25 protein-coding genes and 3 tRNA genes are annotated in these 24,119 nt (G+C 68.7%); 6 read left to right on the top strand and 22 right to left on the bottom strand.

The window, feature by feature from the left end; genetic code table 11:
• Positions 1-553: 553 nt before the first annotated feature.
• The 9 genes from rplL to ACFZDJ_RS32450 all read right to left on the bottom strand — a co-directional run bounded on the left by rplL (position 554) and on the right by ACFZDJ_RS32450 (position 6,938).
• Positions 554-937: a 50S ribosomal protein L7/L12 gene (gene rplL / locus ACFZDJ_RS32490; protein ID WP_351527681.1), complete on the bottom strand. Its 384-nt coding sequence runs from the start codon at positions 935-937 to the stop codon at positions 554-556.
• Between the two features lie 124 nt (positions 938-1,061).
• Positions 1,062-1,592 carry a 50S ribosomal protein L10 gene (gene rplJ, locus ACFZDJ_RS32485; RefSeq protein ID WP_060901499.1) on the bottom strand — a complete coding sequence of 177 codons (531 nt, stop codon included), beginning with the start codon at positions 1,590-1,592 and terminating at the stop codon, positions 1,062-1,064.
• Positions 1,593-1,952: 360 nt separating this feature from the next.
• Positions 1,953-2,804, bottom strand: a complete 852-nt coding sequence (locus tag ACFZDJ_RS32480; RefSeq protein WP_390935055.1) for a DUF1396 domain-containing protein — start codon at positions 2,802-2,804, stop codon at positions 1,953-1,955.
• Positions 2,805-3,010: 206 nt separating this feature from the next.
• Complete coding sequence (locus ACFZDJ_RS32475; protein WP_391064128.1) at positions 3,011-3,946, bottom strand: hypothetical protein; 936 nt, start codon at positions 3,944-3,946, stop codon at positions 3,011-3,013.
• Between the two features lie 154 nt (positions 3,947-4,100).
• On the bottom strand, positions 4,101-4,826 hold the full coding sequence (gene rplA, locus ACFZDJ_RS32470) for a 50S ribosomal protein L1 (RefSeq protein WP_060901502.1): 726 nt from the start codon (positions 4,824-4,826) through the stop codon (positions 4,101-4,103).
• Positions 4,827-4,920: 94 nt separating this feature from the next.
• The gene (gene rplK / locus ACFZDJ_RS32465) at positions 4,921-5,355 is read right to left on the bottom strand and encodes a 50S ribosomal protein L11 (protein WP_030359033.1); all 435 of its coding nucleotides are present in this window, start codon (positions 5,353-5,355) and stop codon (positions 4,921-4,923) included.
• A 168-nt stretch (positions 5,356-5,523) separates the two neighbouring features.
• Entirely contained in the window at positions 5,524-6,399 is an 876-nt protein-coding gene (gene nusG, locus ACFZDJ_RS32460) for a transcription termination/antitermination protein NusG (RefSeq protein WP_168494601.1), read from the bottom strand.
• 77 nt (positions 6,400-6,476) lie between these two features.
• Positions 6,477-6,758 (bottom strand): preprotein translocase subunit SecE, encoded by a 282-nt coding sequence (gene secE, locus ACFZDJ_RS32455; RefSeq protein WP_067367170.1) that lies wholly within the window; start codon positions 6,756-6,758, stop codon positions 6,477-6,479.
• 107 nt (positions 6,759-6,865) lie between these two features.
• Positions 6,866-6,938 (bottom strand) — tRNA-Trp (locus ACFZDJ_RS32450).
• Positions 6,939-7,185: 247 nt separating this feature from the next.
• Between ACFZDJ_RS32450 and ACFZDJ_RS32445 the strand changes: the two genes are divergently transcribed.
• Entirely contained in the window at positions 7,186-8,412 is a 1,227-nt protein-coding gene (locus tag ACFZDJ_RS32445; RefSeq protein WP_391064125.1) for an aminotransferase class I/II-fold pyridoxal phosphate-dependent enzyme, read from the top strand.
• Positions 8,413-8,541: 129 nt separating this feature from the next.
• The gene (locus ACFZDJ_RS32440) at positions 8,542-9,582 is read left to right on the top strand and encodes an adenosine deaminase (protein WP_168510264.1); all 1,041 of its coding nucleotides are present in this window, start codon (positions 8,542-8,544) and stop codon (positions 9,580-9,582) included.
• Here ACFZDJ_RS32440 and ACFZDJ_RS32435 read toward each other — a convergent pair.
• Both ACFZDJ_RS32435 and ACFZDJ_RS32430 read right to left on the bottom strand, forming a co-directional pair.
• Positions 9,527-10,246 (bottom strand): hypothetical protein, encoded by a 720-nt coding sequence (locus ACFZDJ_RS32435; protein ID WP_391064122.1) that lies wholly within the window; start codon positions 10,244-10,246, stop codon positions 9,527-9,529. The genes ACFZDJ_RS32440 and ACFZDJ_RS32435 overlap by 56 nt on opposite strands.
• Before the next feature lie 51 nt (positions 10,247-10,297).
• Positions 10,298-10,909 carry a TetR/AcrR family transcriptional regulator gene (locus ACFZDJ_RS32430; RefSeq protein ID WP_168510260.1) on the bottom strand — a complete coding sequence of 204 codons (612 nt, stop codon included), beginning with the start codon at positions 10,907-10,909 and terminating at the stop codon, positions 10,298-10,300.
• Positions 10,910-11,035: 126 nt separating this feature from the next.
• On the opposite strand from ACFZDJ_RS32430, the gene ACFZDJ_RS32425 reads away from it, so the two are divergent.
• Complete coding sequence (locus tag ACFZDJ_RS32425; RefSeq protein ID WP_168510258.1) at positions 11,036-11,668, top strand: NAD(P)-dependent oxidoreductase; 633 nt, start codon at positions 11,036-11,038, stop codon at positions 11,666-11,668.
• Positions 11,669-11,744: 76 nt separating this feature from the next.
• On the opposite strand, the gene ACFZDJ_RS32420 is transcribed toward ACFZDJ_RS32425, so the two are convergent.
• The 8 genes from ACFZDJ_RS32420 to ACFZDJ_RS32385 form a co-directional block, all read right to left on the bottom strand.
• Positions 11,745-12,800 carry a UDP-N-acetylmuramate dehydrogenase gene (locus ACFZDJ_RS32420; protein WP_390934968.1) on the bottom strand — a complete coding sequence of 352 codons (1,056 nt, stop codon included), beginning with the start codon at positions 12,798-12,800 and terminating at the stop codon, positions 11,745-11,747.
• Positions 12,801-12,946: 146 nt separating this feature from the next.
• Positions 12,947-14,410: a DHA2 family efflux MFS transporter permease subunit gene (locus ACFZDJ_RS32415; protein WP_384907013.1), complete on the bottom strand. Its 1,464-nt coding sequence runs from the start codon at positions 14,408-14,410 to the stop codon at positions 12,947-12,949.
• A gap of 104 nt (positions 14,411-14,514) precedes the next feature.
• Entirely contained in the window at positions 14,515-15,084 is a 570-nt protein-coding gene (locus ACFZDJ_RS32410; RefSeq protein ID WP_390934966.1) for a TetR family transcriptional regulator, read from the bottom strand.
• 563 nt (positions 15,085-15,647) lie between these two features.
• The gene (locus ACFZDJ_RS32405; protein WP_391064117.1) at positions 15,648-16,076 is read right to left on the bottom strand and encodes a MaoC/PaaZ C-terminal domain-containing protein; all 429 of its coding nucleotides are present in this window, start codon (positions 16,074-16,076) and stop codon (positions 15,648-15,650) included.
• Between the two features lie 2 nt (positions 16,077-16,078).
• Entirely contained in the window at positions 16,079-16,531 is a 453-nt protein-coding gene (locus ACFZDJ_RS32400; protein WP_391064114.1) for a MaoC family dehydratase N-terminal domain-containing protein, read from the bottom strand.
• A 165-nt stretch (positions 16,532-16,696) separates the two neighbouring features.
• The gene (rpmG, locus tag ACFZDJ_RS32395) at positions 16,697-16,861 is read right to left on the bottom strand and encodes a 50S ribosomal protein L33 (RefSeq protein ID WP_004571794.1); all 165 of its coding nucleotides are present in this window, start codon (positions 16,859-16,861) and stop codon (positions 16,697-16,699) included.
• Between the two features lie 87 nt (positions 16,862-16,948).
• Positions 16,949-17,021 (bottom strand) — tRNA-Met (locus ACFZDJ_RS32390).
• A gap of 46 nt (positions 17,022-17,067) precedes the next feature.
• A tRNA-Thr gene (locus tag ACFZDJ_RS32385) sits at positions 17,068-17,140 on the bottom strand.
• Between the two features lie 501 nt (positions 17,141-17,641).
• On the opposite strand from ACFZDJ_RS32385, the gene ACFZDJ_RS32380 reads away from it, so the two are divergent.
• On the top strand, positions 17,642-18,892 hold the full coding sequence (locus ACFZDJ_RS32380; RefSeq protein ID WP_390934961.1) for a hydrolase: 1,251 nt from the start codon (positions 17,642-17,644) through the stop codon (positions 18,890-18,892).
• A gap of 196 nt (positions 18,893-19,088) precedes the next feature.
• Complete coding sequence (locus ACFZDJ_RS32375; protein WP_168510246.1) at positions 19,089-19,745, top strand: SDR family oxidoreductase; 657 nt, start codon at positions 19,089-19,091, stop codon at positions 19,743-19,745.
• 88 nt (positions 19,746-19,833) lie between these two features.
• Here ACFZDJ_RS32375 and ACFZDJ_RS32370 read toward each other — a convergent pair whose 3' ends face one another.
• The 3 genes from ACFZDJ_RS32370 to ACFZDJ_RS32360 form a co-directional block, all read right to left on the bottom strand.
• Positions 19,834-20,046 carry a hypothetical protein gene (locus tag ACFZDJ_RS32370; RefSeq protein WP_168494586.1) on the bottom strand — a complete coding sequence of 71 codons (213 nt, stop codon included), beginning with the start codon at positions 20,044-20,046 and terminating at the stop codon, positions 19,834-19,836.
• A 112-nt stretch (positions 20,047-20,158) separates the two neighbouring features.
• The gene (locus ACFZDJ_RS32365) at positions 20,159-21,025 is read right to left on the bottom strand and encodes a polysaccharide lyase family 7 protein (protein WP_391064110.1); all 867 of its coding nucleotides are present in this window, start codon (positions 21,023-21,025) and stop codon (positions 20,159-20,161) included.
• A gap of 295 nt (positions 21,026-21,320) precedes the next feature.
• On the bottom strand, positions 21,321-22,592 hold the full coding sequence (locus tag ACFZDJ_RS32360) for a glycoside hydrolase family 3 N-terminal domain-containing protein (protein ID WP_391064107.1): 1,272 nt from the start codon (positions 22,590-22,592) through the stop codon (positions 21,321-21,323).
• 630 nt (positions 22,593-23,222) lie between these two features.
• On the opposite strand from ACFZDJ_RS32360, the gene ACFZDJ_RS32355 reads away from it, so the two are divergent.
• Positions 23,223-23,555, top strand: coding sequence for a hypothetical protein (locus tag ACFZDJ_RS32355; RefSeq protein ID WP_384907030.1), 333 nt, complete (start codon positions 23,223-23,225; stop codon positions 23,553-23,555).
• Positions 23,556-24,119 lie beyond the last annotated feature (564 nt).

The following is a 24,119-nucleotide window of genomic DNA, read 5'->3' as shown; positions in this document are numbered from 1 at the left end:
CCAAAAGGCCAGGTCAGGGATGATCTAGTCATCGGTGCTCACGCGAGGGCATGCCCCTGGTGACGGGCAGGAGGCAGCTAACAGGCAGCGCAAAGGGTCAGTGTAGCCACTAGGCCCACTGATGTCCAGTCCCGGTTTTTTGAGACCATCGTTGTTCTCAACACCTGCGGCAAGCCACGCCCTCAATGCACATCGATACTGCCCTCTTCGCCACCGATCCATGCCTCGGATCCGGATCGTTGTGACGACGCGTCCTGAGAATTGCGCGCTGCGTGCGGTTCGTCAAGGCCCCCCATGCCCTAAGCAAGTGCCGCGATCGTCACGTGCAACCTGTCTTGCAGCCCGTCTTGCAGCCCGTCACGGGCTCGGCCGGAGGCAACAACGAAGATCACCATACTCGTCGCCATCGACAGTGCAAGGCAGCCGCCACCGGACCCCAGGAACGCCGAAGAGCGACCACCCAGTTGGGTGATCGCTCTTCAGTGCGTCAGCGTTACAGGCGCACTAGTGGACCTGTATCAGCTCGCGAGGGGCCCTCAGCGGGCCCGTGGGACTACTTGACCTCGACGGAGGCGCCGGCGCCCTTGAGGGACTCGGCAGCCTTCTCGGCGGCCTCCTTGGCGACCTTCTCGAGAACGGGCTTCGGGGCGCCGTCCACGAGGTCCTTGGCCTCCTTCAGACCCAGGGAGGTCAGCTCACGCACGACCTTGATGACCTGGATCTTCTTCTCGCCGGCACCCGTGAGGATGACGTCGAACTCGTCCTGCTCCTCGACGGCCTCGGCAGCGGCGGCGGGGCCGGCCGGACCGGCAACGGCGACCGCGGCGGCGGCGGTGACGTCGAACTTCGCCTCGAACGCCTTCACGAACTCGGAGAGCTCGATGAGGGTCATGTCCTCGAACTGCGCGAGCAGGTCTTCCTGGCTGAGCTTCGCCATGATGGGCGATCCTTCCACTTATTCGGCTGGTGCCGGATGTACATGTGAGGCGGGCGTACTTTCGGCCCGCTGCGACCACTGCCTAGACGGAGCTGCCTAGGCGGCGATCAATGCGCGAGCCGAATTACTCGGCACCGCCCTGCTCGGCCTGCTTGGCACGAAGAGCGTCCACGGTGCGGACGAGCTTCGAGGGGAGCGCCTGGAAGAGCTGGGCAGCCTGAGTCTGCTTGCCCTTGAAGGCACCCGCCAGCTTGGCGAGCAGAACCTCGCGGGACTCGAGGTCCGCAAGCTTCTTGATCTCGTCGGCGGACAGCGCCTTGCCGTCAAGGACACCGCCCTTGATGACGAGGTTGGGGTTGTCCTTGGCGAAGTCACGAAGACCCTTCGCGGACACCACCGGGTCACCGGTGATGAACGCGACCGCCGTCGGACCGTTGAACAGGTCGTCGAGCGTGGAGATCCCGGCCTCGTTGGCCGCAATCTTGGTCAGCGTGTTCTTCACCACGGCGTACTGGGCGTCTTCACCGAGCGAACGACGCAGCGTCTTGAGCTGCGCCACGGTGAGACCCCGGTACTCGGTCAGCACAGCGGCGTTCGAGCTGCGGAACTGGTCCGCGAGCTCGGCTACCGCGGCAGCCTTGTCGGGCCTTGCCATAGAGCGTCGGCCTCCTTCCGGGTGATGAGGACCGCTCAGAAGGGGCTGGGCAAAACGAAACGCCCCGGCGCAGGCGCACGGGGCGTAGCTCGACCGGTACGTCCGCAAGCTGGGCAAGCGAACTCCGGGAGCACATCCACGGTCACCTACGCGGGTCGTCCGCAGTTTCAGCGGATCCTTCGGCCGCCCTGCCCTCTTGCGAGCGCAAGGCAACGACCAGCGGTCTTTGGCTTCTGGGGAACAGTACGTGACCGGGTCGCTGTCAAGCAAATCCGCTCGACAGCGCCTCGTCCCGGCACTCGACGGCGCCTCGGCTCAGCGCCCCACGGCGCCTCGGCTCAGTGACGGTTCAGTGCCGGATCAGCCCTTCTGGGCGTCCTTCATCAGCTGCGCGAGGTCGACGGTGTCCTTGGCGGGCGGGGCCTTCACCGTCACCGGCTTGTTGTAGTCGAGGAAGACCATGGTCATGTCGAGCGGGCCCTTGTCGGAGGCGGCGCGCACCCGGACCTGCTTGGTGTGGTCGTCCGGCCCGACCCACATGTCCATCGTGAGCTTGTCGGCGCCCAGCTCCTCGTACTGCTTCAGGCTCTTCTCGCGCTTGTCCCGCGTCGCCTTGTCCTTCTTCTTGAGCTCGGCGCGGAGTTCGTCGAGGGTGACCGTGCCGTTGTAGTGGGTGGTCTGCACGCCGTCGATCTTCTCGGTGCCGACCTTCTTCACGTCCTTGGCGCCGGTCAGGTAGGTGGACGCCTGGGACGGGTCCTGGTCGGCCTGGTTGGAGAGCTTGCTCGCGTCGATGCCCGCGGAGCCGTCGGCGCCCTTGGCCATCCCGGAGATGTCGAACTTCATCCAGCTCTTGCCGTCCATCTCCTTGGCGGCGGCCGCGCCCCCGCCCAGGTACATCGCCCCGTCGACGACCCGGATCTCCATCTTGCCGTCGGCGCCCTGGTCGAGAGCGGTCATCTTCATGCTCATGGCCAGCGGCTTCATGCTCATCGACGCCTGGGCCTCGACGCGGCCCGTCTCCGGGACCTTGCCGGTCATCCGGTAGCTGAGCGAGGTGATGGTCTCGCTGTTCTTCGCCGCCTTGGCCACGGCCGCCGCGGGCGTCATCTTCGGCGACTCGTCGCCCTTCGCACAGGCGACGGCGCCCCCTCCGAGGACCAGGGCCGCGAGTGCGGCCCCCGCCGCTCCGTGCCGTACGGAGTCACGCACAGAAAACATCAGGATCCCCCCAGGGAACACATGAGCGATACACAGACTTCGCCGGCAGCGTAGCCCAGGGAGGTTCGAGCGTCTCCTGAATTCTTTTGAGTTTCTTGGTACTTGAGTTTCTTGGTACTTGAGTTTCTTGGTACTTGAGTTTCTGGTACCTGGACCTCTGGGCACCTGGGCACCCGGACCTCCAGGCGCCTGAAGCCTCAGCTCGTGGTGCCCGACCCGCTCGAAGTGTCGCCGCTGCCCGGCGTCAGGCCCTGCGTCTTCAGCAGGTCCTTGAAGTCGGCCGTGTCGCTCGCCGGGGGCGCCACGGCGGAGACCTTCACGCCGTAGTCGCTGTAGTACGTCGTCGAGGACATCGTGCCGCTCGACAGCTCGCCCTTGGAGACCGCCTTGACGAGCAGGTCCTTGCCGTTGACCCAGATGTCGACGTCCTCCGTCGTGATGCCGGCCTGGGTGAACTGCTTCTTCAGGTCGGTGAGTTGGCTCGCGGTGAGGTGCGAGCTCTTGGCCGCGAGGTCCGAGACGTTGACCGTGCCCGCGTAGTGCGTGGTCTTCTCTCCGCGGACCGTCTCGTCGCCGACCTTCTTCACATCGCCGGAGGCCAGCAGGAGCTTCACCGACTGGTTCGGCGAGTTGTTCTGCATCTGGTCCTTCAGGAACGCGCCGGAGCCGCCCGCGAACTTCGCCAGGTCGTCGTACGCGTACTTGATCCAGTGCTTGCCGCCCACCTGCTTGGCGAACGCCTCGCCCATCCTGGCGTAGTAGGCGTCCGACAGATAGCGGGCCTGCATGGAGCTGCTGCCCGTCTTGCGCATCGTCTCGGCCATCGTGCCGCCGGTGTACGTGATCGTCATGTCACCGGTGAGGCCGTTGCCCCAGCCCATGGAGCCGTCCGACTTCATGGACATCAGCGTGCCCAGGCTCATCGTGGACTCGATCCTGGCGGAGTCGGCGCCGTCGGTGGACTTCTCGGCGGACCGCAGGGCCGCTATGGGGCTGACGTGAGTCGTGCCCTGGGCCGCCTTGTCGTCCTTGCCGGAGCCTCCGGAGGAGCCCGAGGAACAGGCGGCCACCCCCGCCAGCGCGCTCACCAGCGCGATCGAAAGGGTCACTCGGCGCACGCGCGTGCTCTTCATTCGTCCCACCCCTATGCGAATCCTGAGAGCTGCACGCTAACGCAGCCCACTGACACACGTATCCGAGAATGGGGACGGGCCCCGCACCTCGAAAGGTTGCGGGGCCCGTGCCAAGAACGCGTATGCGACGCGGTCACCGTGGTGAGCGAAAGGCTCAGACGGCGGCCGGGTCCTCCTCGACGAGGAGGTTGCGGGTGCGGTTCGGGTCGACCGGAACGCCGGGGCCGATCGTGGTGCTGATCGCGGCCTTCTTGATGTAGCGACCCTTGGCGGCGGACGGCTTCAGACGAAGGATCTCGTCCAGCGCGGCGCCGTAGTTCTCCACCAGCTTGGCCTCGTCGAAGGAGGTCTTGCCGATGATGAAGTGCAGGTTCGAGTGCTTGTCGACGCGGAACTCGATCTTGCCGCCCTTGATCTCGGTCACGGCCTTGGCCACGTCCGGGGTCACGGTGCCGGTCTTCGGGTTCGGCATCAGACCACGCGGGCCGAGGACACGGCCCAGACGGCCGACCTTGCCCATGAGGTCCGGGGTGGCGACGACGGCGTCGAAGTCCAGACGGCCCTTCGACACCTCGTCGATGAGCTCGTCGGAGCCGACGATGTCGGCGCCCGCGGCGAGTGCGGCCTCGGCACGGTCACCGGTCGCGAAGACCAGGACCCGGGCGGTCTTACCGGTGCCGTGCGGGAGGTTCACGGTGCCGCGGACCATCTGGTCGGCCTTGCGCGGGTCTACACCCAGGCGGAAGGCGACCTCGACGGTGCCGTCGAACTTGCTCGTGGAGGTCTCCTTGGCGAGACGGACGGCCTCGAGCGGGGCGTAGAGCTTCTCCCGGTCGATCTTGGCGTCCGCAGCGCGGAGAGACTTGCTGCGCTTGCTCACTACTGCTCCTGATGTGTTCTGAGGAGTCGTGGTACGGACCGAGCAGGCCCTGCCACGTGCGGCTCACACCGCATGGTTCCTACGAAGGTGGGCGTCAGCCCTCGACCGTGATGCCCATGGAACGGGCGGTGCCGGCGATGATCTTCGACGCGGCGTCCAGGTCGTTGGCGTTGAGGTCGGGCATCTTCGTGGTGGCGATCTCGCGGACCTGCGCCTGGGTGATCTTGGCGACCTTGGTCTTGTGCGGCTCGCCGGAGCCCTTCTCGACACCCGCGGCCTTGAGGATCATCTTGGCGGCCGGCGGAGTCTTGGTGATGAAGGTGAAGGAGCGGTCTTCGTAGACCGTGATCTCCACCGGGATGACCCAACCGCGCTGCGACTCGGTCGCGGCGTTGTAGGCCTTGCAGAACTCCATGATGTTGACGCCGTGCTGGCCCAGCGCCGGGCCGACCGGCGGAGCCGGGTTGGCCGCGCCGGCCTGGATCTGGAGCTTGATAAGCCCCGTGACCTTCTTCTTCTTGGGAGGCATGTGCTCTCTCCGGGTCCTAGTGAGAGTTTTCAGCTTCCGCCCGGTTCATCCGGATGGAGGCATACCGCACAACGATAACGGGTATCCATGCGCGGCCAAAAACCGAGCAGGTCAGACGGGCTGCGTGAGCCCGTCTGACCTGTTCGGAAGACGTACGTCCAGAAGGTGTCAGTTCTTCTGGATCTGGTCGAACGAAAGCTCGACCGGGGTCTCGCGACCGAAGATCTCCACCAGGCCCTTGACCTTCTTGGAGTCGGCGTTGATCTCGTTGATGGTCGCCTGCAGCGTGGCGAACGGGCCGTCCGTGACGGTGACCGAGTCGCCGACCTCGAAGTCCAGCACCTGGACCTCGACCTTGCGCTGGGGAGCGGGCTTGCCCTCGGCCTCGGCGGCCTCACGGGCGGCCTTCTCCTCGGCCTCCGGGGCGAGCATCTTGACGATCTCGTCCAGCGTCAGCGGGTACGGGTCGTAGGCGTTGCCCACGAAGCCGGTGACACCGGGAGTGTTGCGGACGACACCCCAGGACTCGTTCGTCAGGTCCATGCGGACCAGGACGTAGCCCGGGAGCTTGTTCTGCTTGATCGTCTTGCGCTCGCCGTTCTTGATCTGCGCGACTTCTTCCTGCGGCACCTCGGCCTGGAAGATGAAGTCCTCGACGTTCAGCGAGACGGCGCGCTGTTCGAGGTTGGTCTTCACGCGGTTCTCGTAACCGGCGTACGTGTGGATGACGTACCACTCGCCGGGGAGCGTGCGCAGCTCCTCGCGCAGTGCGGTGACAGGGTCGACGGGCTCGGCCTCTTCTTCGGCCTCTTCCTCGTCGCCTTCCTCGGCGTCTTCAGCGAGGGCCTCGTCGGGAACGTCCTCGTCCTCGACGTCCTCACCGGACTCGTCCTCGACGTGCAGGGCCGCTTCCTCGGCGGGCTCGCCGGCGGCGGCATCGGCAGCCTCGAACTCGTCCACGACGTCCGCGCCCTCGACGATGTCGAGCTCGTCGTCAACGGACTCGACCGACTCGCTGGCATCGTTCAGGTTCGGGTCAGACACGGTGGCTGCTTCTTCCTGGATACATGGGGGTGGAACACGCGAAAGGGGCGCCGGTGACGGCGCCCTTCGCTCTCGGCTCAGCCGAAGACGTACTTGGCGGCGTGGTTGAGCCCATAGTCAATCACGGTCACCAGGCCAATCATGATGACGACGAAGACAATCACCACTGTGGTGTACGTCGTCAACTGATTGCGAGTCGGCCAGACGACCTTGCGGAGTTCCGCGACGATCTGGCGGTAGAAAGTGGCAAGGCGCTTCAGCGGGCCCTTCTTGGCACGCTTACCGCCCTTGCGGGCCTTCTTCTGAGACTCGGGCGCCTCGGCATCAGGCATGTCGATGGAGCCCACGGCGTCCGTCACTCGTCCTCACCTGATTCCGGGTCGTGGCCGTGCCGCGCCCGGTTGAGCCGCACGGCGGTGCATTGCGGTACGTACATGCGCACACATCCTGGCGAAGGTGTGTGTAGCAGGGCCGGAGGGACTTGAACCCCCAACCGCTGGTTTTGGAGACCAGTGCTCTACCAATTGAGCTACGACCCTTTGTTTCCCCCAACGTACCGCATCCACCCGGATGCTCGGTGTGCATCGGATGAGTGCGACCGCTGAAGGCCAACGAGGTGAGAGTGTACGTGGTCCGGGGCCGGTCGTCGAACAGAAAGTGTCCGTACGGGCTTTGTCCGCCGAAGATCGACCGGCGAGGGGTCCGGATACGGACGGTTGTTCTCTTGTTGTTCAGTCCGTGAAACCCGCGTGCCGGGGAAGTTTCCGGTCTGAAACGATGGGGGCCATGAGCCCTGCAACCCCTCCCACCGAGCGCCGGGTCTCCGCCCGAGTCGGCGCGATCTCCGAGTCCGCCACCCTCGCCGTGGATGCCAAGGCGAAGGCCCTGAAGGCCGCCGGGCGCCCGGTGATCGGCTTCGGCGCCGGTGAGCCCGACTTCCCGACCCCGGACTACATCGTCCAGGCCGCCATCGAGGCGTGCTCCAACCCGAAGTACCACCGCTACACGCCGGCCGGCGGCCTGCCCGAGCTGAAGGCCGCGATCGCCGCGAAGACCCTGCGTGACTCCGGCTACGAGGTGGAGGCCGCCCAGGTCCTGGTCACCAACGGTGGCAAGCAGGCCATCTACGAGGCCTTCGCCGCGATCCTCGACCCGGGCGACGAGGTCATCGTCCCGGCGCCGTACTGGACGACGTACCCGGAGTCGATCCGTCTCGCCGGCGGTGTCCCGGTCGAGGTCGTCGCCGACGAGACCACCGGCTACCGCGTCTCGGTCGAGCAGCTGGAGGCCGCCCGCACCGAGAACACCAAGGTGCTGCTCTTCGTCTCCCCGTCCAACCCGACGGGCGCGGTCTACAGCCGCGAGCAGATCGAGGAGATCGGCCGCTGGGCCGCCGAGAAGGGCCTGTGGGTCCTGACGGACGAGATCTACGAGCACCTGGTCTACGGGGACGCGGAATTCCACTCCCTCCCGGTGGTCGTCCCCGAGCTCGCCGACAAGTGCATCGTCGTGAACGGCGTCGCGAAGACGTACGCCATGACCGGCTGGCGCGTGGGCTGGCTCATCGGCCCGAAGGACGTCGTCAAGGCCGCGACCAACCTCCAGTCGCACGCCACCTCGAACGTGTCCAACGTCGCCCAGGTCGCCGCCCTCGCCGCCGTCTCCGGCGATCTGACGGCCGTCGCCGAGATGCGCGAGGCCTTCGACCGCCGCCGCAAGACCATCGTGCGGATGCTCAACGAGATCGACGGCGTGCTTTGCCCCGAGCCCGAGGGCGCCTTCTACGCGTACCCCTCGGTCAAGGCCCTCGTCGGCAAGGAGATCCGCGGCAAGCGCCCCAAGGACACGGTCGAGCTGGCCGCGCTCATCCTGGAGGAGGCCGAGGTCGCGGTCGTCCCGGGTGAGGCCTTCGGCACCCCGGGGTACCTGCGTCTGTCGTACGCCCTGGGTGACGAGGATCTCGTCGAGGGCGTCAGCCGGATCCAGAAGCTCCTGGCCGAGGCACGGGACTGACGTTTTCGCGCTCCACGCGTGTGTGCGGGCCGTTTCCCTCCGGGGAGGCGGCCCGCTTCTTCGTGCGAGCAAGACCACTAACGGGGAAAGCGCTACCGGCACGGCGGGAACGTACGGCAGGATCCTGGGATGGAGCGCGTACGTGATCTCTCTGAACTGCCGAAAGCCCATCTGCACCTGCACTTCACCGGTTCGATGCGGCCCACCACCGTGCTGGAACTGGCCGACAAGTACGGCGTCCGGCTGCCCGAAGCCCTCACCGAAGCCCTGACCAGCGGCGAACCGCCCAGGCTGCGGGCGACCGACGAGCGCGGCTGGTTCCGCTTCCAGCGGCTGTACGACGCGGCGCGGTCCTGTCTCAGAGAGCCCGAGGACATCCAGCGCCTGGTGCGCGAGGCCGCCGAGGAGGACATCAAGGACGGCTCCGGCTGGCTGGAGATCCAGGTCGACCCGACCTCGTACGCGCCCCGGCTGGGCGGGCTCATCCCGGCGCTGGAGATCATCCTGGACGCGGTGGACTCGGCCGTGCGGGAGACCGGGCTCGGGATGCGCGTCCTGGTGGCCGCGAACCGCATGAAGCACCCGCTGGACGCCCGCACCCTGGCCCGGCTCGCCGTGCGCTACGCGGACCGCGGCGTCGTCGGCTTCGGGCTCTCCAACGACGAGCGGCGGGGCATGGCGCGGGACTTCGACCGGGCCTTCGCGATCGCGCGGGACGGCGGGCTGCTGTCCGCGCCGCACGGCGGCGAGCTGACCGGCCCGGCGTCGGTCCGCGACTGCCTGGACGACCTGCACGCCACCCGGATCGGGCACGGTGTGCGCGCCGCCGAGGACCCACGACTGCTGAAGCGGCTCGCGGACCGCGGCATCACCTGCGAGGTGTGCCCGGCGTCGAACGTCGCCCTGGGGGTCTACGAGAAGGCCGAGGACGTCCCCCTGCGCACCCTCTTCGAGGCCGGCGTCCCGATGGCCCTCGGCGCCGACGACCCCCTGCTGTTCGGCTCCCGGCTCGCCGCCCAGTACGAGCTGGCACGCCACCACCACGGCTTCACGGACGCGGAACTGGCCGAGCTGGCACGCCAGTCGGTGCGGGCCACGGCGGCCCCCAAGGACGTCAAGGAGAAGCTGCTGTCAGGCATCGACGACTGGCTGGCCGCCCCGGTCGCCTGAAGTGGGTGTAGGGCGGATACGCCTGGAAGCCGATGTCCAGCTCGACATGGCGGCCCCGGGACAGCGGCAGGTGCGGGGTCAGGGAGGCGACGAGCACGTCATGCCCCTTGGCGGCCCGCTTCCCCCGCGGCCCGAACCCGGCCGCCACCTCCAGGTGCGTGGCCGCCGAGGCGAAGGTGTCCCGGGCCCCGAGGAGGAAGAGCGTCCCCGCGTGTACGGCCGGATGGATCCGGTCCCGCGCGTCGAGGCGGTCCCAGCGCTGCTCCCAGCGCGCCTCCCAGGCGGCCGCGTGGGCGGCGGTGCGCTCCTCGTTCGTGCGCACGGTGAGCGGGGTGCCCTCCCGCAGCCGACGGCGCAGCTCGGGCCAGGCGGAGGCCCGCAGGCCCGGCGACCGGTGGGCGAGGACGAGGTCGACCGGCACCCCGGGCGCGTGGGCCCTGGGGATGCTCCGCCGCAGCGGGACGTACACGATCGTGTGCCGGGAGAACGCGGCGAACGAGAAGAGCGCGGCGAGCCGGGCGAGTCCGTCATGGTCGCCCACGAGGTAGCCCCAGCCTTCGAAGGGGTCACTGAGCGTGGTGTGCCGCAACGGCGGACGCGGCTGGACGACCCGGTAGGCGCGCGGGCCGACGCGCGGCGTGAACTCCGTGACGCTCAGCCGCACGGGGAGTGCCGCACGGCCGTGGGGGCTGGTCTCATCGCACCAGGGTGACCGTCACGACGACTCGTCCGCAACGGAGATTCCGCCCAGCAGCGTGCGGGCGATGGACGAGGCGAACTCGTCCACGGGCGGCGGCTTGCCCTCCTCCGTGGAGTCGTAGGCGAAGGCCCGCTGGGCGCAGGCGCCCAGCAGGAGCGAGGCCGCCGCGTAGGTGTCGACCCCGGCGCGGACCCGGCCCGCGCCCTGTTCGGCGCGGAGATAGGCGTCGAGGCCCCGGATGGGCATGTGGGGGCCCGATCCCATGGAGCGCATCGACTCCTCGTGCCGGCGCTTGAGTTGCGTCTCCGCGTACAAGGAGGCGGCGATCGGAAAACTCTGCTCATAGAAGAGGGCCGCCTGACGGGCGATCCCGGTGAGGTTCTCCAGGAGGGTGCCCCGGCCCGGCTCGGCCGCGAGGCCGGCCAGCAGCGGGGTCAGCTGGGGCAGGCGTTCCTTGAGCACCTTGACGAACAGTTCCTCCTTGCTCGGGAAGTACTTGTAGAGCGCCGCCTCCGAGCAGCCCGCGGCCTTGGCGATCTCCTTGGTCGTGGCGCGGGCGAGGCCGATGGTGAGCATGAGCTCGTGCGCCGCGTCGAGGATGCGGATCCGGGCCGGTTTCTGCTGCATGGGCCCCAAGGATTCCATGGTCACCCCTGTTCGGCCTTGACGGGTGGGTGAGTGCTTACCCACTCTAGGAGCAAGCAGTGGTGAGTGAATGCTCACCCACCAGATCCACCCAGGGGGGATCACGTCATGAAATTCACCGTCTTCGGTGCCACCGGCGGCATCGGCCAGGAGATCGTCCGGCAGGCGCTGGACTCCGGCCACCAGGTCACGGCCGTCGTACGGGATCCGACGCGGCTGACCGTCACGGGTGCGGGCCTGGAGGTGTTCCGCGCGGACCTCACTGACCCGCAGGCGCTGCGCCCCGCGGTCACGGGCCGGGACGCCGTTCTCTCCGGGCTCGGCGCCCGCACCCGCAAGGACGCCGGGATCGCGACCCGGCTCACCCGTACGGTGCTGGGCGCCATGGAGGCCGAGGGGGTGCGCCGGCTGCTGGTGGTGAGCGCGGGGCCGGTCGGTCCCGACCCCGAGGGCGCGCCGTTCGCCGACCGTGCCGCGCGGGGTCTGGTCTCGCTGATCCTGAAGGACGTCTACGCCGACCTGGCGGCCATGGAGGGCGAACTGGCCCGGAGTGCGACCGACTGGACGGTCGTACGCCCGCCGCGGCTGCAGAACAAGCCGGTGACCGGCTCGTACCGGACGGTCGTCGGGGGCTTCCCGCTCAAGGGCCGGTTCATCGGACGCGCCGACGTGGCGCACGCGATGCTGGCGATGATCGACGACCCGGGGACGGTGAAGCAGGGCGTCGGAGTCGCGTACTAGGACTCCGCCGAGCGACCCCGCCGTGTGTGCGAATCACCTTCCAGAGCTCCACCTCGAACTCTGCCCTGAACTCTGTCTAGAGCTCCACGCCCACCGTCACCGGCTCGTTGACCAGGGTGATCCCGAAGGCGTCGCGGACGCCGGCGACGACCTCGCGGGCCAGCGCGAGGAGGTCCTCGGTGGTGGCCAGGCCCCGGTTGGTGAGGGCCAGGGTGTGCTTGGTGGAAATCCGGGCGGGTCCGGAGCCGTAGCCCTTGGTGAAGCCGGACTTGTCGATCAGCCAGGCCGCGGAGGTCTTGGTGCGGCCCTCCCCCGCCGGGTACGCGGGCGGCACGACCTCGGCGCCCAGCCGCTCCGCCACGCGCGCGTGGAACGCGGCGAAATCCTCGTCGGTGAGGATCGGGTTGGTGAAGAACGACCCGGCCGACCAGGTGTCGTGGTCCTCGGGGTCGAGCACCATGCCCTTGCCGGAGCGCAGCTTCAGGACGGTCTCGCGGGCGGCGGCGAGCGGCACCCGGTCACCGGGCTCGACCCCGAGGGAGCGTGCCGTCTCGGCGTACTTGATCGGCGCCGACAGCCCGTCCGCGTCCTCCAGCTCGAACCTGACGCGCAGCACGACGTACCGCTCGGGGTCCGCCTTGAAGCGACTGTGGCGGTACGAGAAGGCGCAGTCGGCGTTGGCCAGGGTGACCGTCTCACGCGCCCTACGGTCGTACGCGATCACTTCGGTGATGGTGGACGACACTTCCTGGCCGTACGCGCCCACGTTCTGGATCGGGGTCGCGCCTGCGGAGCCGGGGATCCCGGCGAGGCACTCGACGCCGGCGAGCCCGGCCTCGACGGTGCGGGCGACCGCGTCGGTCCACACCTCGCCCGCCGCCAGCTCCAGCCTCGTACCTTCGAGGGCGAAGCCGGTGGTCGCGATGCGCAGGGCGGTCCCGGCGAAGCCCTTGTCGCCGATGACCAGGTTCGATCCGCCGCCGATGATCAGCAGCGGCGTACCGGTGTCGTCGGCCTCTCGGACGGCGGCGATCACCTCGGCGTCGGTCGTGGCGGTGATCAGCCGGGTCGCGGGACCCCCCAGCCGGAAGGTGGTCAGCGGGGCGAGCGGGGCGTCGTGGAGTTCCTGCACGGGCTCAAGAGTACGAGAAGGGCCCCGCCGGTCGAGGCGGGGCCGCTTCTGTGTGTTCACGTAGGGACCAATCAAGGGTTTGGATCCTGGACCCTCCCCCGGCGGGCGGTTTCCCTCCCGCTCACCGCGAGGCGGATTCCATCCCCTCAGCGCGAGGCGGTTTCCAGAACCGGCACCTGGGCCAGATCCTGCCCCTGGGGCGACTCGGAGGCGACGACCCGGGCCTGAGCCGCACGCCGCGCCGTCGGGATGAGCAGCACCGCGACACCCGCCAGGGCGACCACCGCGGAGCCCACCACGAGCGCGGGCCGCAGGCCGTCCACGAAGGTCTGAGCGGTCCCGTAGCCGCCCTGCGCGGAGAAGATCGAGGACATCACCGCGATACCGAGCGCGCCACCCACCTCACGCAGCGCGTTGTTGGCTCCGGAGGCGATGCCCTGCTCCTGCGGACGGACGCTGGACATGACCAGGTTGGAGGCCGGGGCGAAGTACAGGGACATTCCGATGCCGCTGACGATCAGGGCGGGCAGCTGCGCGGCGTACGAGGCGTGGGCGGCGACCACGGAGGCGTAGTACGCGAGCCCGGCGGCCTGCAGGAAGAGCCCGGTGGCGACCACGGGACGCCCGCCGATGCGGTCGGAGAGGTACCCGGCGATCGGCGCGACGAGCATCGGCATCCCGGTCCAGGGCAGCATCCGCAGGCCGGCCTGGGTGGGCGAGTAGCCGAGGACGCCCTGCATGTACTGGCTGAGCAGGAAGATCGAGCCGAACATCCCGAGGAACATCAGCAGGCTCGCGGCGTTGATCCCGGCGAAGGCACGAGAGCGGAAGAGCCGCATCGGCAGCATCGGGTTCTTGGCGCGGATGCCGTGGAAGACGAAGCCGGTGAGCAGTGCGGCGCCCGCGAGCAGACCGGTCAGGACGATCGGGCTGGCCCAGCCCTCGGCGGGCCCGCGGACCAGGCCGTACACGATCCCGAAGAGACCGCCGCTGACGAGCAGGGTGCCGGTGATGTCGAGCGGGGCGCCGGTGCCGTGGGACTCGGCCAGCCGCAGTCGGGCGAGGGGCAGCAGCGCGAGGCCCAGCGGCACGTTCAGCCAGAAGATCCAGTGCCAGGACACGTGTTCGGTGAGGCTGCCGCCGATGAGGGGCCCGGAGGCGACCGCGAGTCCGTTCACGGCGCCCCAGATCCCGTACGCCATGCCGCGCTTGGCGGCCGGCACCGCGGCCGTCAGCAGGGTGAGCGTGAGCGGCATCATGATCGCCGCGCCGACGCCCTGGACCGCGCGGGCGGCGATCAGCGAGTCGAGGCCGGGCGCCATGGCGGCGGCCGCCGAGGCGCCGGTGAAGACGGAGAGACCGACGAGGAAGAGCCGACGACGGCCGAACCGGTCGCCGAGCGCCGCACCGAACATCAGCAGGACGGCGAAGGTGAGCGTGTAGGCGCTCACGGTCCATTCCAGGTCGTCCAGCGCTCCGCCGAGATCCCTGCGGATGGAGGGCAGTGCGGTGGTGACGACGAGATTGTCGAGAGCCGCCATGAATCCGGCGACGCTGGTGATGATGAGGGCCCAGGTGGCTCCCCCGCGACGTGCGGTCTGCTGTGACATCGCTCCCCCTAAGGGCGATCGTTCCCTATGGTTAGTTATTACTGACTAACTTTCGCGACCAGAAAAAGGCGCCGACATCCGCCTCCCCCACCCGCTTCCCCTACCTACTTCTCCAGCCGGCCACTGGGCCGCGCCGACGGATAGAGCCCTTCCCAGACCCTGTGCTCGGGCGGAAAACCCATGGCCACCAGGCAGTTGATGAGCATCCCGTACGCCATGAAGCCCGTCGTCTCGTTCAGGTCGGCGCCGAGCGGCAGGTGGACGGTCTCCCACAGCCGCATCCAGTCGGCCCGTACGGCCTCACCGAGCTCGCGATCGCCGGCCTGCTCCGCGGCCGCGGTCACGACGTACATCTGCATCTGCATCAGCAGTTGCTCGGGGTGCTCCGCGATCGCCTTGGTGTACGCGTTCGCCATGGAATGCAGGGCATCTTCACCCTCCAGACCCTTCGCGGCCTCCCCGAAGGTGCGGACGGCGTCCTCCATGCAGCGATGCGCCGCCGCGAGGAAGATCGCCCGCTTGTCGGGGAAGAGCCGGAAGAGATACGGCTGCGAGACGCCGACGCGCTTGGCGATCACCTCGGTGGACGTGCCGTAGTAACCACCCCGGGCGAACTCCACGATCGCCGCGCGGATGACGCTCTCGCGCCTCTCGTCTGCGCTCATCCTGACCATGCGACTAAGTTAGTGCCCAATCACTAACTAAGTCAAGCGGTAGGCGGGAGCGGCTTCGAGCGATGCGCACGCCCCACAACCGGCAGCCGCGACGACCTGCGGCCGCACACGCACGCGAGGGGCCGTGCCGGTACGTCGAGCGGTAGGCGGGAGCGGCTTCGAGCGATGCGCACGCCCCACAACCGGCAGCCGCGCACCCACGGACGGGCCGTGCCGGTACGTCGCAAGCCCGTCGCTTACGTTCGGATCGAGCAGCGGCTCGCTTGCCCGGCCCACGTCTGATCCGGCGGCGACGGGCTCGACGTACCGGCACGGCCCCGACCCACCACACAGCGGGCCGGAGCGGACGGACCGTGAACAGCCGGACCGCGGACGGACGAACCACGGGCGCCTGCAGACAACCGCTACAGCAGACAGACCGCAGTCACCCGCAAACCACCGGACCGCAAACGGACGAACCGGATACGGCCGGGTGCGGCCAGGCGCGGCCAGAGGACATGTAAGGGGCGCCGACAGTGGCCGGCGCCCCTTACCCGCTCACCCATCGCTCCTCATGACGGCCATCAGGCCAGTCGAACGACCGCTCGCGACATGCCCAGGACCTTCTGCCCCGCGCTCATCGCGGTGAGGTCGACGCGGACGGTGTTGTCGTCCAGCTTGGCCGCGACCTTGCCGCTGACCTCGATGGTCGCCCCCTTGTCGTCGTTGGGGACGACGACGGGCTTGGTGAAGCGGACGCCGTACTCGACGACCGCACCCGGATCACCCGCCCAGTCGGTGACGACGCGGATCGCCTCGGCCATGGTGAACATGCCGTGCGCGATGACGTCGGGGAGACCGACCTCGACCGCGAACTTCTCGTTCCAGTGGATGGGATTGAAGTCCCCGGAGGCGCCCGCGTACTGCACGAGTGTGGCGCGTGTCACGGGGAAGGTCCGGGCCGGCAGCTCGGCACCGATCTCGACGTCGTCATACGCGATCTTCGCCGTCATGGTCAGCCCTTCTCCGCCGCGCGAGCCACGAGCTTGGTGACGGCCGTCACCACGTGCTCGCCCGCCTCGTCATGGACCTCACCACGGATGTCCACGATGTCGTTGCCCGCCATGGACTTGATCGCCTCGATGGTCGAGGTGACCGTGAGCCGGTCGCCCGCACGCACCGGACGGGTGTAGGCGAACTTCTGGTCACCATGCACCACCCGGCTGTAGTCGAGACCCAGTTGGGGGTCCTGGACGACCTGCCCCGCGGCCTTGAAGGTGATCGCGAACACAAAGGTCGGCGGGGCGATCACATCGGAGTACCCGAGCGCCTTGGCGGCCTCCGGGTCCGTGTACGCCGGGTTGGTGTCCCCCACGGCCTCCGCGAACTCGCGGATCTTCTCGCGACCGACCTCATAGGGGTCGGTGGGCGGGTAGGACCGCCCCACGAAGGACTGCTCGAGCGCCATGGGCTCGGTACCTCCTGGTTTTCAGCCGGTGCAGCGATTCTCGGACCGATGCCCGTACGAGGACTGTCGGCGACTGCTCGACGACCACTCGCACGTCGGCACTCCGCCGGTGAACGACGCGAGGCCGCCCCCGTTACTGGGGACGGCCTCGTGTACGAGCCTGATTTATCGCGTTTCGCGGTGCGCGGTGTGCGCGTTGCAACGCGGGCAGTGCTTCTTCATCTCCAGTCGGTCCGGGTCGTTACGCCGGTTCTTCTTGGTGATGTAGTTCCGCTCCTTGCACTCCACGCAGGCCAGCGTGATCTTCGGGCGGACGTCGGTGGCAGCCACAGGAGTGCTCCTTGACGAACGGATGGGACATTAACGCATAGAAGAGTAGCCGATCGAAGGACCGACCCCACAATCGGCTACTGTCTGTAGCGGTGACCGGACTTGAACCGGTGACACAGCGATTATGAGCCGCTTGCTCTACCGACTGAGCTACACCGCTGTGATGCGATTGGCCCCCGTCTTGCGACGGGAACCTCTCACACCAGAGCCCCAATACGGAATCGAACCGTAGACCTTCTCCTTACCATGGAGACGCTCTACCGACTGAGCTATTGGGGCGAGCGATGAAGACATTACACGCTCGCCCGCCGATCGCCCAAATCCGTTTCGCGGCACCCTCCCCGGCCCGTTCCCGGCCGTTCCCCGCCGCTCTTCCGGCCCCTCACGCACGGTGCGTCACGGCCGCGACTCCGGCCGCTCCCGCCCCACGAATCACGGACACACCGCCCGGCCGACAGCCCCCGGTCCCGGCCTCACGGCCCGGCTGACCAGCGACTCCGTCCGGCCGCCCCGCGCGCCCGGCTCTCATCTCCCGCTTTCTGTCCGTGCACGGACCACACCGGTACGACTATTGCGCTCCTCCCGGACGAGAAGGGCTCGCCACCCTAGGCTCGACTCACGCTGCGTGATCTTGCCCCTCACTCCCCATGACGTCGCCCCACGACGTCGCCCCACTCCTCCACCCCATCACCTCCCGCCACCCCCACACCCCCCCACCGCGAAAGCGCCCACCTCCCCAGTCGCCCCTCCCAGCAGCCGCCCCCGAGCCCCAGGAGCGCGATGCCCGACAGCCAGCCGCAGCCACCCCACTCCTCGTGGGGACAGGCCGACACCGCCACCCTGCTGCTGCGCGGGGCGCGGCTCACCGACGGCCGGACTGTGGACGTGCGGCTGGGCGGCGGGCGCATCGAGGCGGTCGGCACCGCCGGGAGCCTGGCGACACCCGCCTCCGGCTCGCGCGCCGCGAAGGTGGACCTCGACGGCTACCTGCTCCTGCCGGCCCCCGCCGAGCCTCACGCACACGGCGACACGGCCCTGACGGCCGACGGCGACGGCCCCCTCTCGTACGACACCCAGGAGGTCCAGCGCCGGGCCACCGAGGCCGCGTTGCTGCAACTCGGGCACGGGGCGACGGCGTTGCGCTCGCACGTGCGCGTCGGCGACGTACAGGGCCTCGACGCGCTGGCGGCGGTGCTCCAGGCGCGGCGGGCGCTGCGCGGGCTGGCCGAGCTGACGGCGGTGGCGATGCCGCGGGTGCTCACCGGGGTCGCCGGTGCCGACGGGCTCGCGATACTGCAGGACGCCGTGAAGATGGGCGCTTCGGTGGTGGGCGGCTGCCCGGACGCCGACCCGGATCCGACGGGGTACGTGGAGGCGGTCCTGGAACTCGCCTCGGAACACGGCTGCCCGGTCGACCTGCACACGGACGCCTCCGATCCCGCCCGGCTCGCCCGGCTCGCGGCAATGGCGGGCGGACTGCGGTCCGGAGTGACGCTCGGCCCGTGCGGCGGCCTCGGCCGACTGCCGTCCGAGGTGGCCTCCCGGGCGGCCGACCAACTCGCCGCGGCGGGCGTGACCGTGGTGTGCCTGCCGCAGGGCGGCTGCGGAGGCGTGGACCGGCGCGGAACGGCTCCGGTACGGATGCTGCGGGCGGCCGGGGTACGGATCGCCGCGGGCAGCGGCGCCCTGCGGGACGTATCGAACCCGGTGGGCCGCGGCGACCCCCTGGAGGCCGCGTACCTGCTGGCCTCACGGCACGGTCAGCGCCCCGAGGACGCGTACGACGCCGTGAGCTCCGGCGCGCGGGCTGCCCTCGGACTGCCCGAGGTACGCGTGGAAGCCGGTTTCCCGGCCGAGTTGCTCGCGGTGCGCGGGAACCGCCTGGCAGGGGCGCTGTCGCTCGCGTACAGCCGGATCGTGGTGCACCGGGGGCGCGTGGTGGCGCGGACCAGCGCGGTGCGGGAGTACTGCAACTCGGCGGCAGCGGTGGGGCTGGACCTGCCCCGACAGGGACGCGGAGAGCCTTCCTAGCCACAACTGCCGTCCACGACCCCACACGTTGTGCACGCACGGCTGCAACCACCCCCCGAGCGCCCCCTGTTCACCACGCGGGCCGAGTGCATGACGGCCTCCGCCGCCGCGCGCCCCTGTGGACAACTCAAGAGACCCCTGAGTTGTCCACAGGGTCGTGCGGCGAACGGGTCCATCCGGGCGTACGGTCGGAAACATGCGCATTGTCATCGCTGGAGGTCATGGTCAGATCGCGCTGCGGCTGGAGCGCCTGCTCGCCGCGCGCGGTGACGAGGTCGCGGGGATCATCCGCCGCGCCGAGCAGGGCGACGATCTGCGGGCGGCCGGTGCCGAGCCGGTCCTCTGCGATCTGGAGTCGGCTTCGGTGGAGGAGGTCGCCGCCCATCTGCAGGGCGCGGACGCGGCCGTCTTCGCGGCGGGCGCGGGCCCGGGCAGCGGTCCGGCCCGCAAGGAGACGGTGGACAAGGGCGCCGCCGTCCTGTTCGCCGACGCCGCGGAACGAACGGGCGTGCGACGCCACGTCGTCGTGTCGTCCATGGGCGCGGACCCGGCGCACCCGGGCGACGACGTCTTCGACCTGTATCTGCGCGCCAAGGGCGAGGCCGACGAGTACGTACGCGGTCGTACGTCTTTGGACTGGACGATCCTGCGCCCCGGATCGCTGATCAACGACGCCGGCACCGGACTCGTACGCCTGGAGGCCTCGACCGGCCGCGGAGCGATCCCACGGGACGACGTCGCCGCGGTCCTGGCGGAGCTGGTGGAGACTCCTGCGACGGCCGGGCTGACCCTGGAGTTGATCGGCGGCTCGACACCGATTTCGGTGGCGGTCAAATCGGTCGCGGGGAACTAGCCACCGCCCGGACCGGACCGGACCGGAGCGTGCCGGACCGGACCGGAGCGTGCCGGACCGGACCGGAGCGTGCCATCCGCCGGCCCGCTCAGAACAACGGAAGCTGCCCGGGAAAGTCGGGCACGGAGTACCCGTCCAACGTCGGCTGGGCCGCCCCCAGCTGCGCCGGCCGACGCGACCCGGGACACGAGACCAGCTCCCCGCTCCCCCGCACACCAGGCGGATCATGCCGGGCGAACCGTCCCGCGACGATGGCGATCTCCCGACGGCACTCGGGGCAGTTCCTACGACGCGATGACATGAGATCAGTCTGCCCGGCGGGCAGCAGCCGCACCGACAGCACCCGAACCTATGGCCTCACGGCGATGGCATGTCAGCATGATCTAGCCCCGTGACCTGCGGAAACGTTGCGCTCAACCGTGAGAGACGGTGAGGCCGTAGAAGGCGACCCGAGCGCCCTTGGTGGTGCTGTCGGAGGACGACTGGTTGTACGAGCCTGCCTTGAAGTACTGCTTGTAGGCGTCGAACGACGACGGGATGGCGTAGTGCGTGGTGCTCCCGTTGACCGTCAGGTCGATGGTGTGCCCGCCCGAGACTGCGATCGTGTAGTACCATGTCTTGCCGACCGATACGTGGCCGACGGTGTGCAGTGTCTGCCCTCCGGAGGGCGAGTTCTCCGTGCCGAGGACGATGTCACCGCTCGACCGGTAGTACAGCTCCAGCAGCGGTTTGGTGGACGAGCCTCCTGTGCCGAGGTGGATCTGTCCTACACAGACGTTCGATGTGACGGACACGACCCGCAGCGTCGCCTTCATTTGATGCGTGCCGCTGAGCGACCAGTTGGCGGCGGTGCCGTTGCGGTTCATCTCCCGCAGTTCGGAGCGGGCGTAGTTCGAGTTCGGTGTGGTGACGCCCTTCTCCGGCGCCCAGAAGGTCATCGCGCCGTCACGGGTGTCCGTGTAGAAGTACGAGTCCTGGAACCCGTTGGCCCCCTGAAGCCGGGAGGACGGGATCGTCGTCGGTGAGCCGGGGGAGCCCACCGGCTCCTGAAGCTGCCATACCGACAGGTCGAAATTCCCACCGGGCGCGACGGACGGGTCCGCCATGGGTGAGGAAACGACGTTGGTACTGCGCTGGCCGCTGGGTGCGCCGGCCACGCCCGCGGCGGCGGAAGCGGCGGCGGAAAGTGAACTGGCCGGCGCGGCGGGAGCCACAAGGGCCAGGCCGCCGGTGACGGCGGTGGCGGTGGCCAGGGAGGTGAGCAGCGTACGCATGCGCATGGGGGGTGCCTTCCTGTCGGCTCGGTGGGCTCGGTTGGCGGGCGCGCGTATTTCTCAGCACAGCGTGTTCACGTACATGAACTTCATATGTCAACATGAACACTTGGTGTCGCGACAGTAGGGCCGTGGCGCGGTCACGTCAAGGCTGATGGTCGAGCAACGCATGCGTACCGGTGCACTCGCTTCGCCGGCCTGACCTACGGGTGTTGAGAGGCGTGGCCGGCCTGACTGGGCAAGGTCTGTGTCCACTCGCGCTCAGGAGCCCTGACTGGGCAAGGTCTGCGTCCACTCACGCTCAGGAGCAGAGATTCACGTGCCGGACGGCCAGAACGTGCCCTGCCGCGTCGATGAGGCGGCTGCGGGCGAGGTGTCCGCCGCCCACCGCATTGGTGATCGCCGAGGCGATCGAGGACGTCTGGGAGCTGACATTGCCCCCCAGATCGAACATGACCATGTCGGCACCAGAGCGCAGGGCCTGGACGGCGGCGGCGGGGATGCTGAAGCCGGCGGCGGAGATCGCCTTCGCGCTGAGCGAGTCGGTGACCACCAGCCCCTTGAATCCCAGCTTGCCGCGCAGCTCGGAGCTGATGACGGTGGGTGACAGGCTCGCCGGATTGGTGCCCAGGCCCGGCACGATGTTGTTGGAGACCATGATGGCCGGGGCACCGGCCTTGATGGCCGCTGTGAACGGCGGGATGCCCACCTTTTGCAGGGTGGACCAGGGCAGGGTGCGGGCGGGGCCGAAGTCGGAGTTGTAGCTGGAGCCGCCAAGGCCCGGGAAGTGCTTGACGACGGGTATCACGCCTCCGGCGCGCAACCCGTTCACGTACGCGACACCGGCCTTGGAGACCACCGCGGTGTTGCCGCTGAAGGACCGCCATCCGTCGGGGTTGGTCCGGCTGGGGGCCACGTTTCTGCCGTCGACGTCGACCACCGGCGCGAGGTCCATGTTCACCTGGGCGGCCGCCATCTTGGTGGCGACCTTGGTGACGTTCTGCTGGATCTGGGCCGGGGTCCAGTGTGCGCCCATGTACGCGGGCCAGGGCAGGGACCCGACGAGGTTCGACATGCGCTGGATGCCGCCGCCCTCCTCGTCGGTCATCACCAGCAGGCCCAGGTGTCCGGGTACGTGGGACTTCAGGGCGGTCAGCCGCGAGCCGAGGTCGGACGGCGCCTTGCTGCCGAACAGAAGCACCCCGCCCGCACCGGCGCTCACCTCGGAGGTGACGCCGGCCACCGAGGTCTCCGACACCGGGACGGCGATGGTCAGCATGGCCAGCCGGCGGTTCGACCACCCGGCCAGCTTCGTGCTGTTGGTGCACGCGGTGGCGGCGGTGGTGAGGGCCGGAGCGAGGGACGAAGAGGAGGGGGAACGCGTGACGGGCGGGGCGAGGGACACGTCGGGGCCACTGGAGTGCGGGGACGCCTTGGGGGTCGTGCCACAGCCCGCCAGAAGCATCGCCGCCACAGCGGCAGCGGTGCTCAGTCTGCGTGCGGTCGTGGCCCGGCCGGGGAGCCGCGGTGGTGCTGTCGCGCTTCTACGGTCACGGTACGAAGGGACATTCATCGCCCGGCCTCCTTCCGGAAGACGCGACGGGTACCCGTCGCGCTGATGGCCGTATGAGCCTGAGCTGGGCTTCACGAAGCGTGAGATGCGCTCCAGCCCGCATTTGTTCGAAGCTCCGCGGCCGGCGTATCACCAGAATCCCGCGTCTCGGAGTCGGCCGCTAACTCCAGCCGACGTTAGGGGGCCCTTTCAACGAGCGGCCGTCCGGCAAACACGCAAACGAGTCTCGGGGCCGCACAGCAGCGCCGCCCCGTTCGCTACTCAACGCAGGAGCGTCCCACTGTCCGTGAGGTCTTACGTTTCCTCCCCAGCCCCAGACGCTGCCGTCTCCCTTCCGCGAGACCCACTCGACGATCGCCGCGGCAGCACGGATGACGGGCCGCCGGCCCTGAGACCCCGCCCGCGTAACGCGTACCCATCGCCAACTACGTTTGCTGCCACGGGACCTGACCGAGCAAAGCAGGAGTCAGGCCGTTGACGATCTATCGAAGGATCGTCGAGGACCTGTCGAAATCCCGCCAGCTCGCGGGGGTTTACTAGACAGTCGCGTCTGTCCACGCGGACAGCCGGACACGGTCGGCTGTGCTTGCTGTGGACAGTCGGAGCCGATAGTCGATAAGGAGCACAGCAATGCTGAAGAAGTCACTGGTGGCGGTTCTGAGCGCTTCCGCCCTCGCGATAGGGGCGCTCGGACTGAGTGCCGAGTCCGCGTCGGCAGCTTCCACTTGGAAGCTGAAGGCCACGTGCAGCTCGGTCAACATACGAGCGAACTCCAACACCAGCGCGAAGGTCACTGGCGTCGCTTACAAGGGCGACCTCATGAACGGCACGAAGGTGGACTACAAGGGCTACAAGGACATCAAGGTGGACAAGGCCTGGATCTACGGCAAGGTGGTGCGCAAGGACCACAAGGTCATCTACGGCTGGGCCGCGCTCAAGTGCTTCAACCCTTACGAGCAGTAGGGGAATCCCGCTCGGACAACACCACGGCCTCTGACTGTCCCACTCGGTCAGGGGCCGTCCACCTGACGGCGGGTGTGGAATCTGAACCCACACCGACTCGCACCACGACGGTTCTCAAGAGCTGCCCCTGTCCACCGGATTTACGTCCCCCGGTATGGGATGACTGACCTGCGGCCGTTTCGGACCAGCCGCGGGGGCCTGCGGCAAGAAACCGGTACGGGGAGGTCCGGGCAAAAGCTCGGGAAAAAGTGATCAGCGCGGCTGAGGCCGCTTCCCCGCACGCACGGCGGCCCTACGACCTGCGTCATGCCGGGGTCTCCTCTGGCCGAGCTCCGACCCAGGAGAGAGCCAACCGGCGGATAGAAGCTGCCCTGCGCGGGTGGAACGAGCCGGAGCGACCGTCCGCCCGTCCCCCGGGGGATGCCTGGGGGACGGGCAGGCTGATCAGGAGTGGGATCCGGGCGAGACGGGGTGAGACAAGTCACCCCGTTTCGATTCTGACCGAAAGATCGCGTTCGATAACGAAGAGACCCCCTCCGATCTACGTTTCCGCAGATCGGAGGG

Source organism: Streptomyces sp. NPDC007896, assembly GCF_042959425.1.
Classification (GTDB): Bacteria; Actinomycetota; Actinomycetes; order Streptomycetales; family Streptomycetaceae; genus Streptomyces.
The sequence above is the reverse complement of the archived record's forward strand: the minus strand, read 5'-3'. Positions and strand labels throughout refer to the sequence as shown.

What these genes read in the sequence shown, in the direction of transcription:
- rplJ (WP_060901499.1), bottom strand. Translation starts at nt 1,592, where the DNA reads ATGGCAAGGCCCGACAAGGCTGCCGCGGTAGCCGAGCTCGCGGACCAG.
- ACFZDJ_RS32425 (WP_168510258.1), top strand. Translation starts at nt 11,036, where the DNA reads ATGAAATTCACCGTCTTCGGTGCCACCGGCGGCATCGGCCAGGAGATC.
- ACFZDJ_RS32370 (WP_168494586.1), bottom strand. Translation starts at nt 20,046, where the DNA reads ATGTCATCGCGTCGTAGGAACTGCCCCGAGTGCCGTCGGGAGATCGCC.
- rplL (WP_351527681.1), bottom strand. Translation starts at nt 937, where the DNA reads ATGGCGAAGCTCAGCCAGGAAGACCTGCTCGCGCAGTTCGAGGACATG.
- ACFZDJ_RS32360 (WP_391064107.1), bottom strand. Translation starts at nt 22,592, where the DNA reads ATGAATGTCCCTTCGTACCGTGACCGTAGAAGCGCGACAGCACCACCG.
- ACFZDJ_RS32355 (WP_384907030.1), top strand. Translation starts at nt 23,223, where the DNA reads ATGCTGAAGAAGTCACTGGTGGCGGTTCTGAGCGCTTCCGCCCTCGCG.
- ACFZDJ_RS32380 (WP_390934961.1), top strand. Translation starts at nt 17,642, where the DNA reads ATGCCCGACAGCCAGCCGCAGCCACCCCACTCCTCGTGGGGACAGGCC.
- ACFZDJ_RS32475 (WP_391064128.1), bottom strand. Translation starts at nt 3,946, where the DNA reads ATGAAGAGCACGCGCGTGCGCCGAGTGACCCTTTCGATCGCGCTGGTG.
- ACFZDJ_RS32415 (WP_384907013.1), bottom strand. Translation starts at nt 14,410, where the DNA reads ATGTCACAGCAGACCGCACGTCGCGGGGGAGCCACCTGGGCCCTCATC.
- ACFZDJ_RS32400 (WP_391064114.1), bottom strand. Translation starts at nt 16,531, where the DNA reads ATGGCGCTCGAGCAGTCCTTCGTGGGGCGGTCCTACCCGCCCACCGAC.
- ACFZDJ_RS32445 (WP_391064125.1), top strand. Translation starts at nt 7,186, where the DNA reads ATGAGCCCTGCAACCCCTCCCACCGAGCGCCGGGTCTCCGCCCGAGTC.
- rplK (WP_030359033.1), bottom strand. Translation starts at nt 5,355, where the DNA reads ATGCCTCCCAAGAAGAAGAAGGTCACGGGGCTTATCAAGCTCCAGATC.
- ACFZDJ_RS32375 (WP_168510246.1), top strand. Translation starts at nt 19,089, where the DNA reads ATGCGCATTGTCATCGCTGGAGGTCATGGTCAGATCGCGCTGCGGCTG.
- ACFZDJ_RS32405 (WP_391064117.1), bottom strand. Translation starts at nt 16,076, where the DNA reads ATGACGGCGAAGATCGCGTATGACGACGTCGAGATCGGTGCCGAGCTG.
- ACFZDJ_RS32410 (WP_390934966.1), bottom strand. Translation starts at nt 15,084, where the DNA reads ATGGTCAGGATGAGCGCAGACGAGAGGCGCGAGAGCGTCATCCGCGCG.
- ACFZDJ_RS32440 (WP_168510264.1), top strand. Translation starts at nt 8,542, where the DNA reads ATGGAGCGCGTACGTGATCTCTCTGAACTGCCGAAAGCCCATCTGCAC.
- ACFZDJ_RS32365 (WP_391064110.1), bottom strand. Translation starts at nt 21,025, where the DNA reads ATGCGCATGCGTACGCTGCTCACCTCCCTGGCCACCGCCACCGCCGTC.
- ACFZDJ_RS32430 (WP_168510260.1), bottom strand. Translation starts at nt 10,909, where the DNA reads ATGCAGCAGAAACCGGCCCGGATCCGCATCCTCGACGCGGCGCACGAG.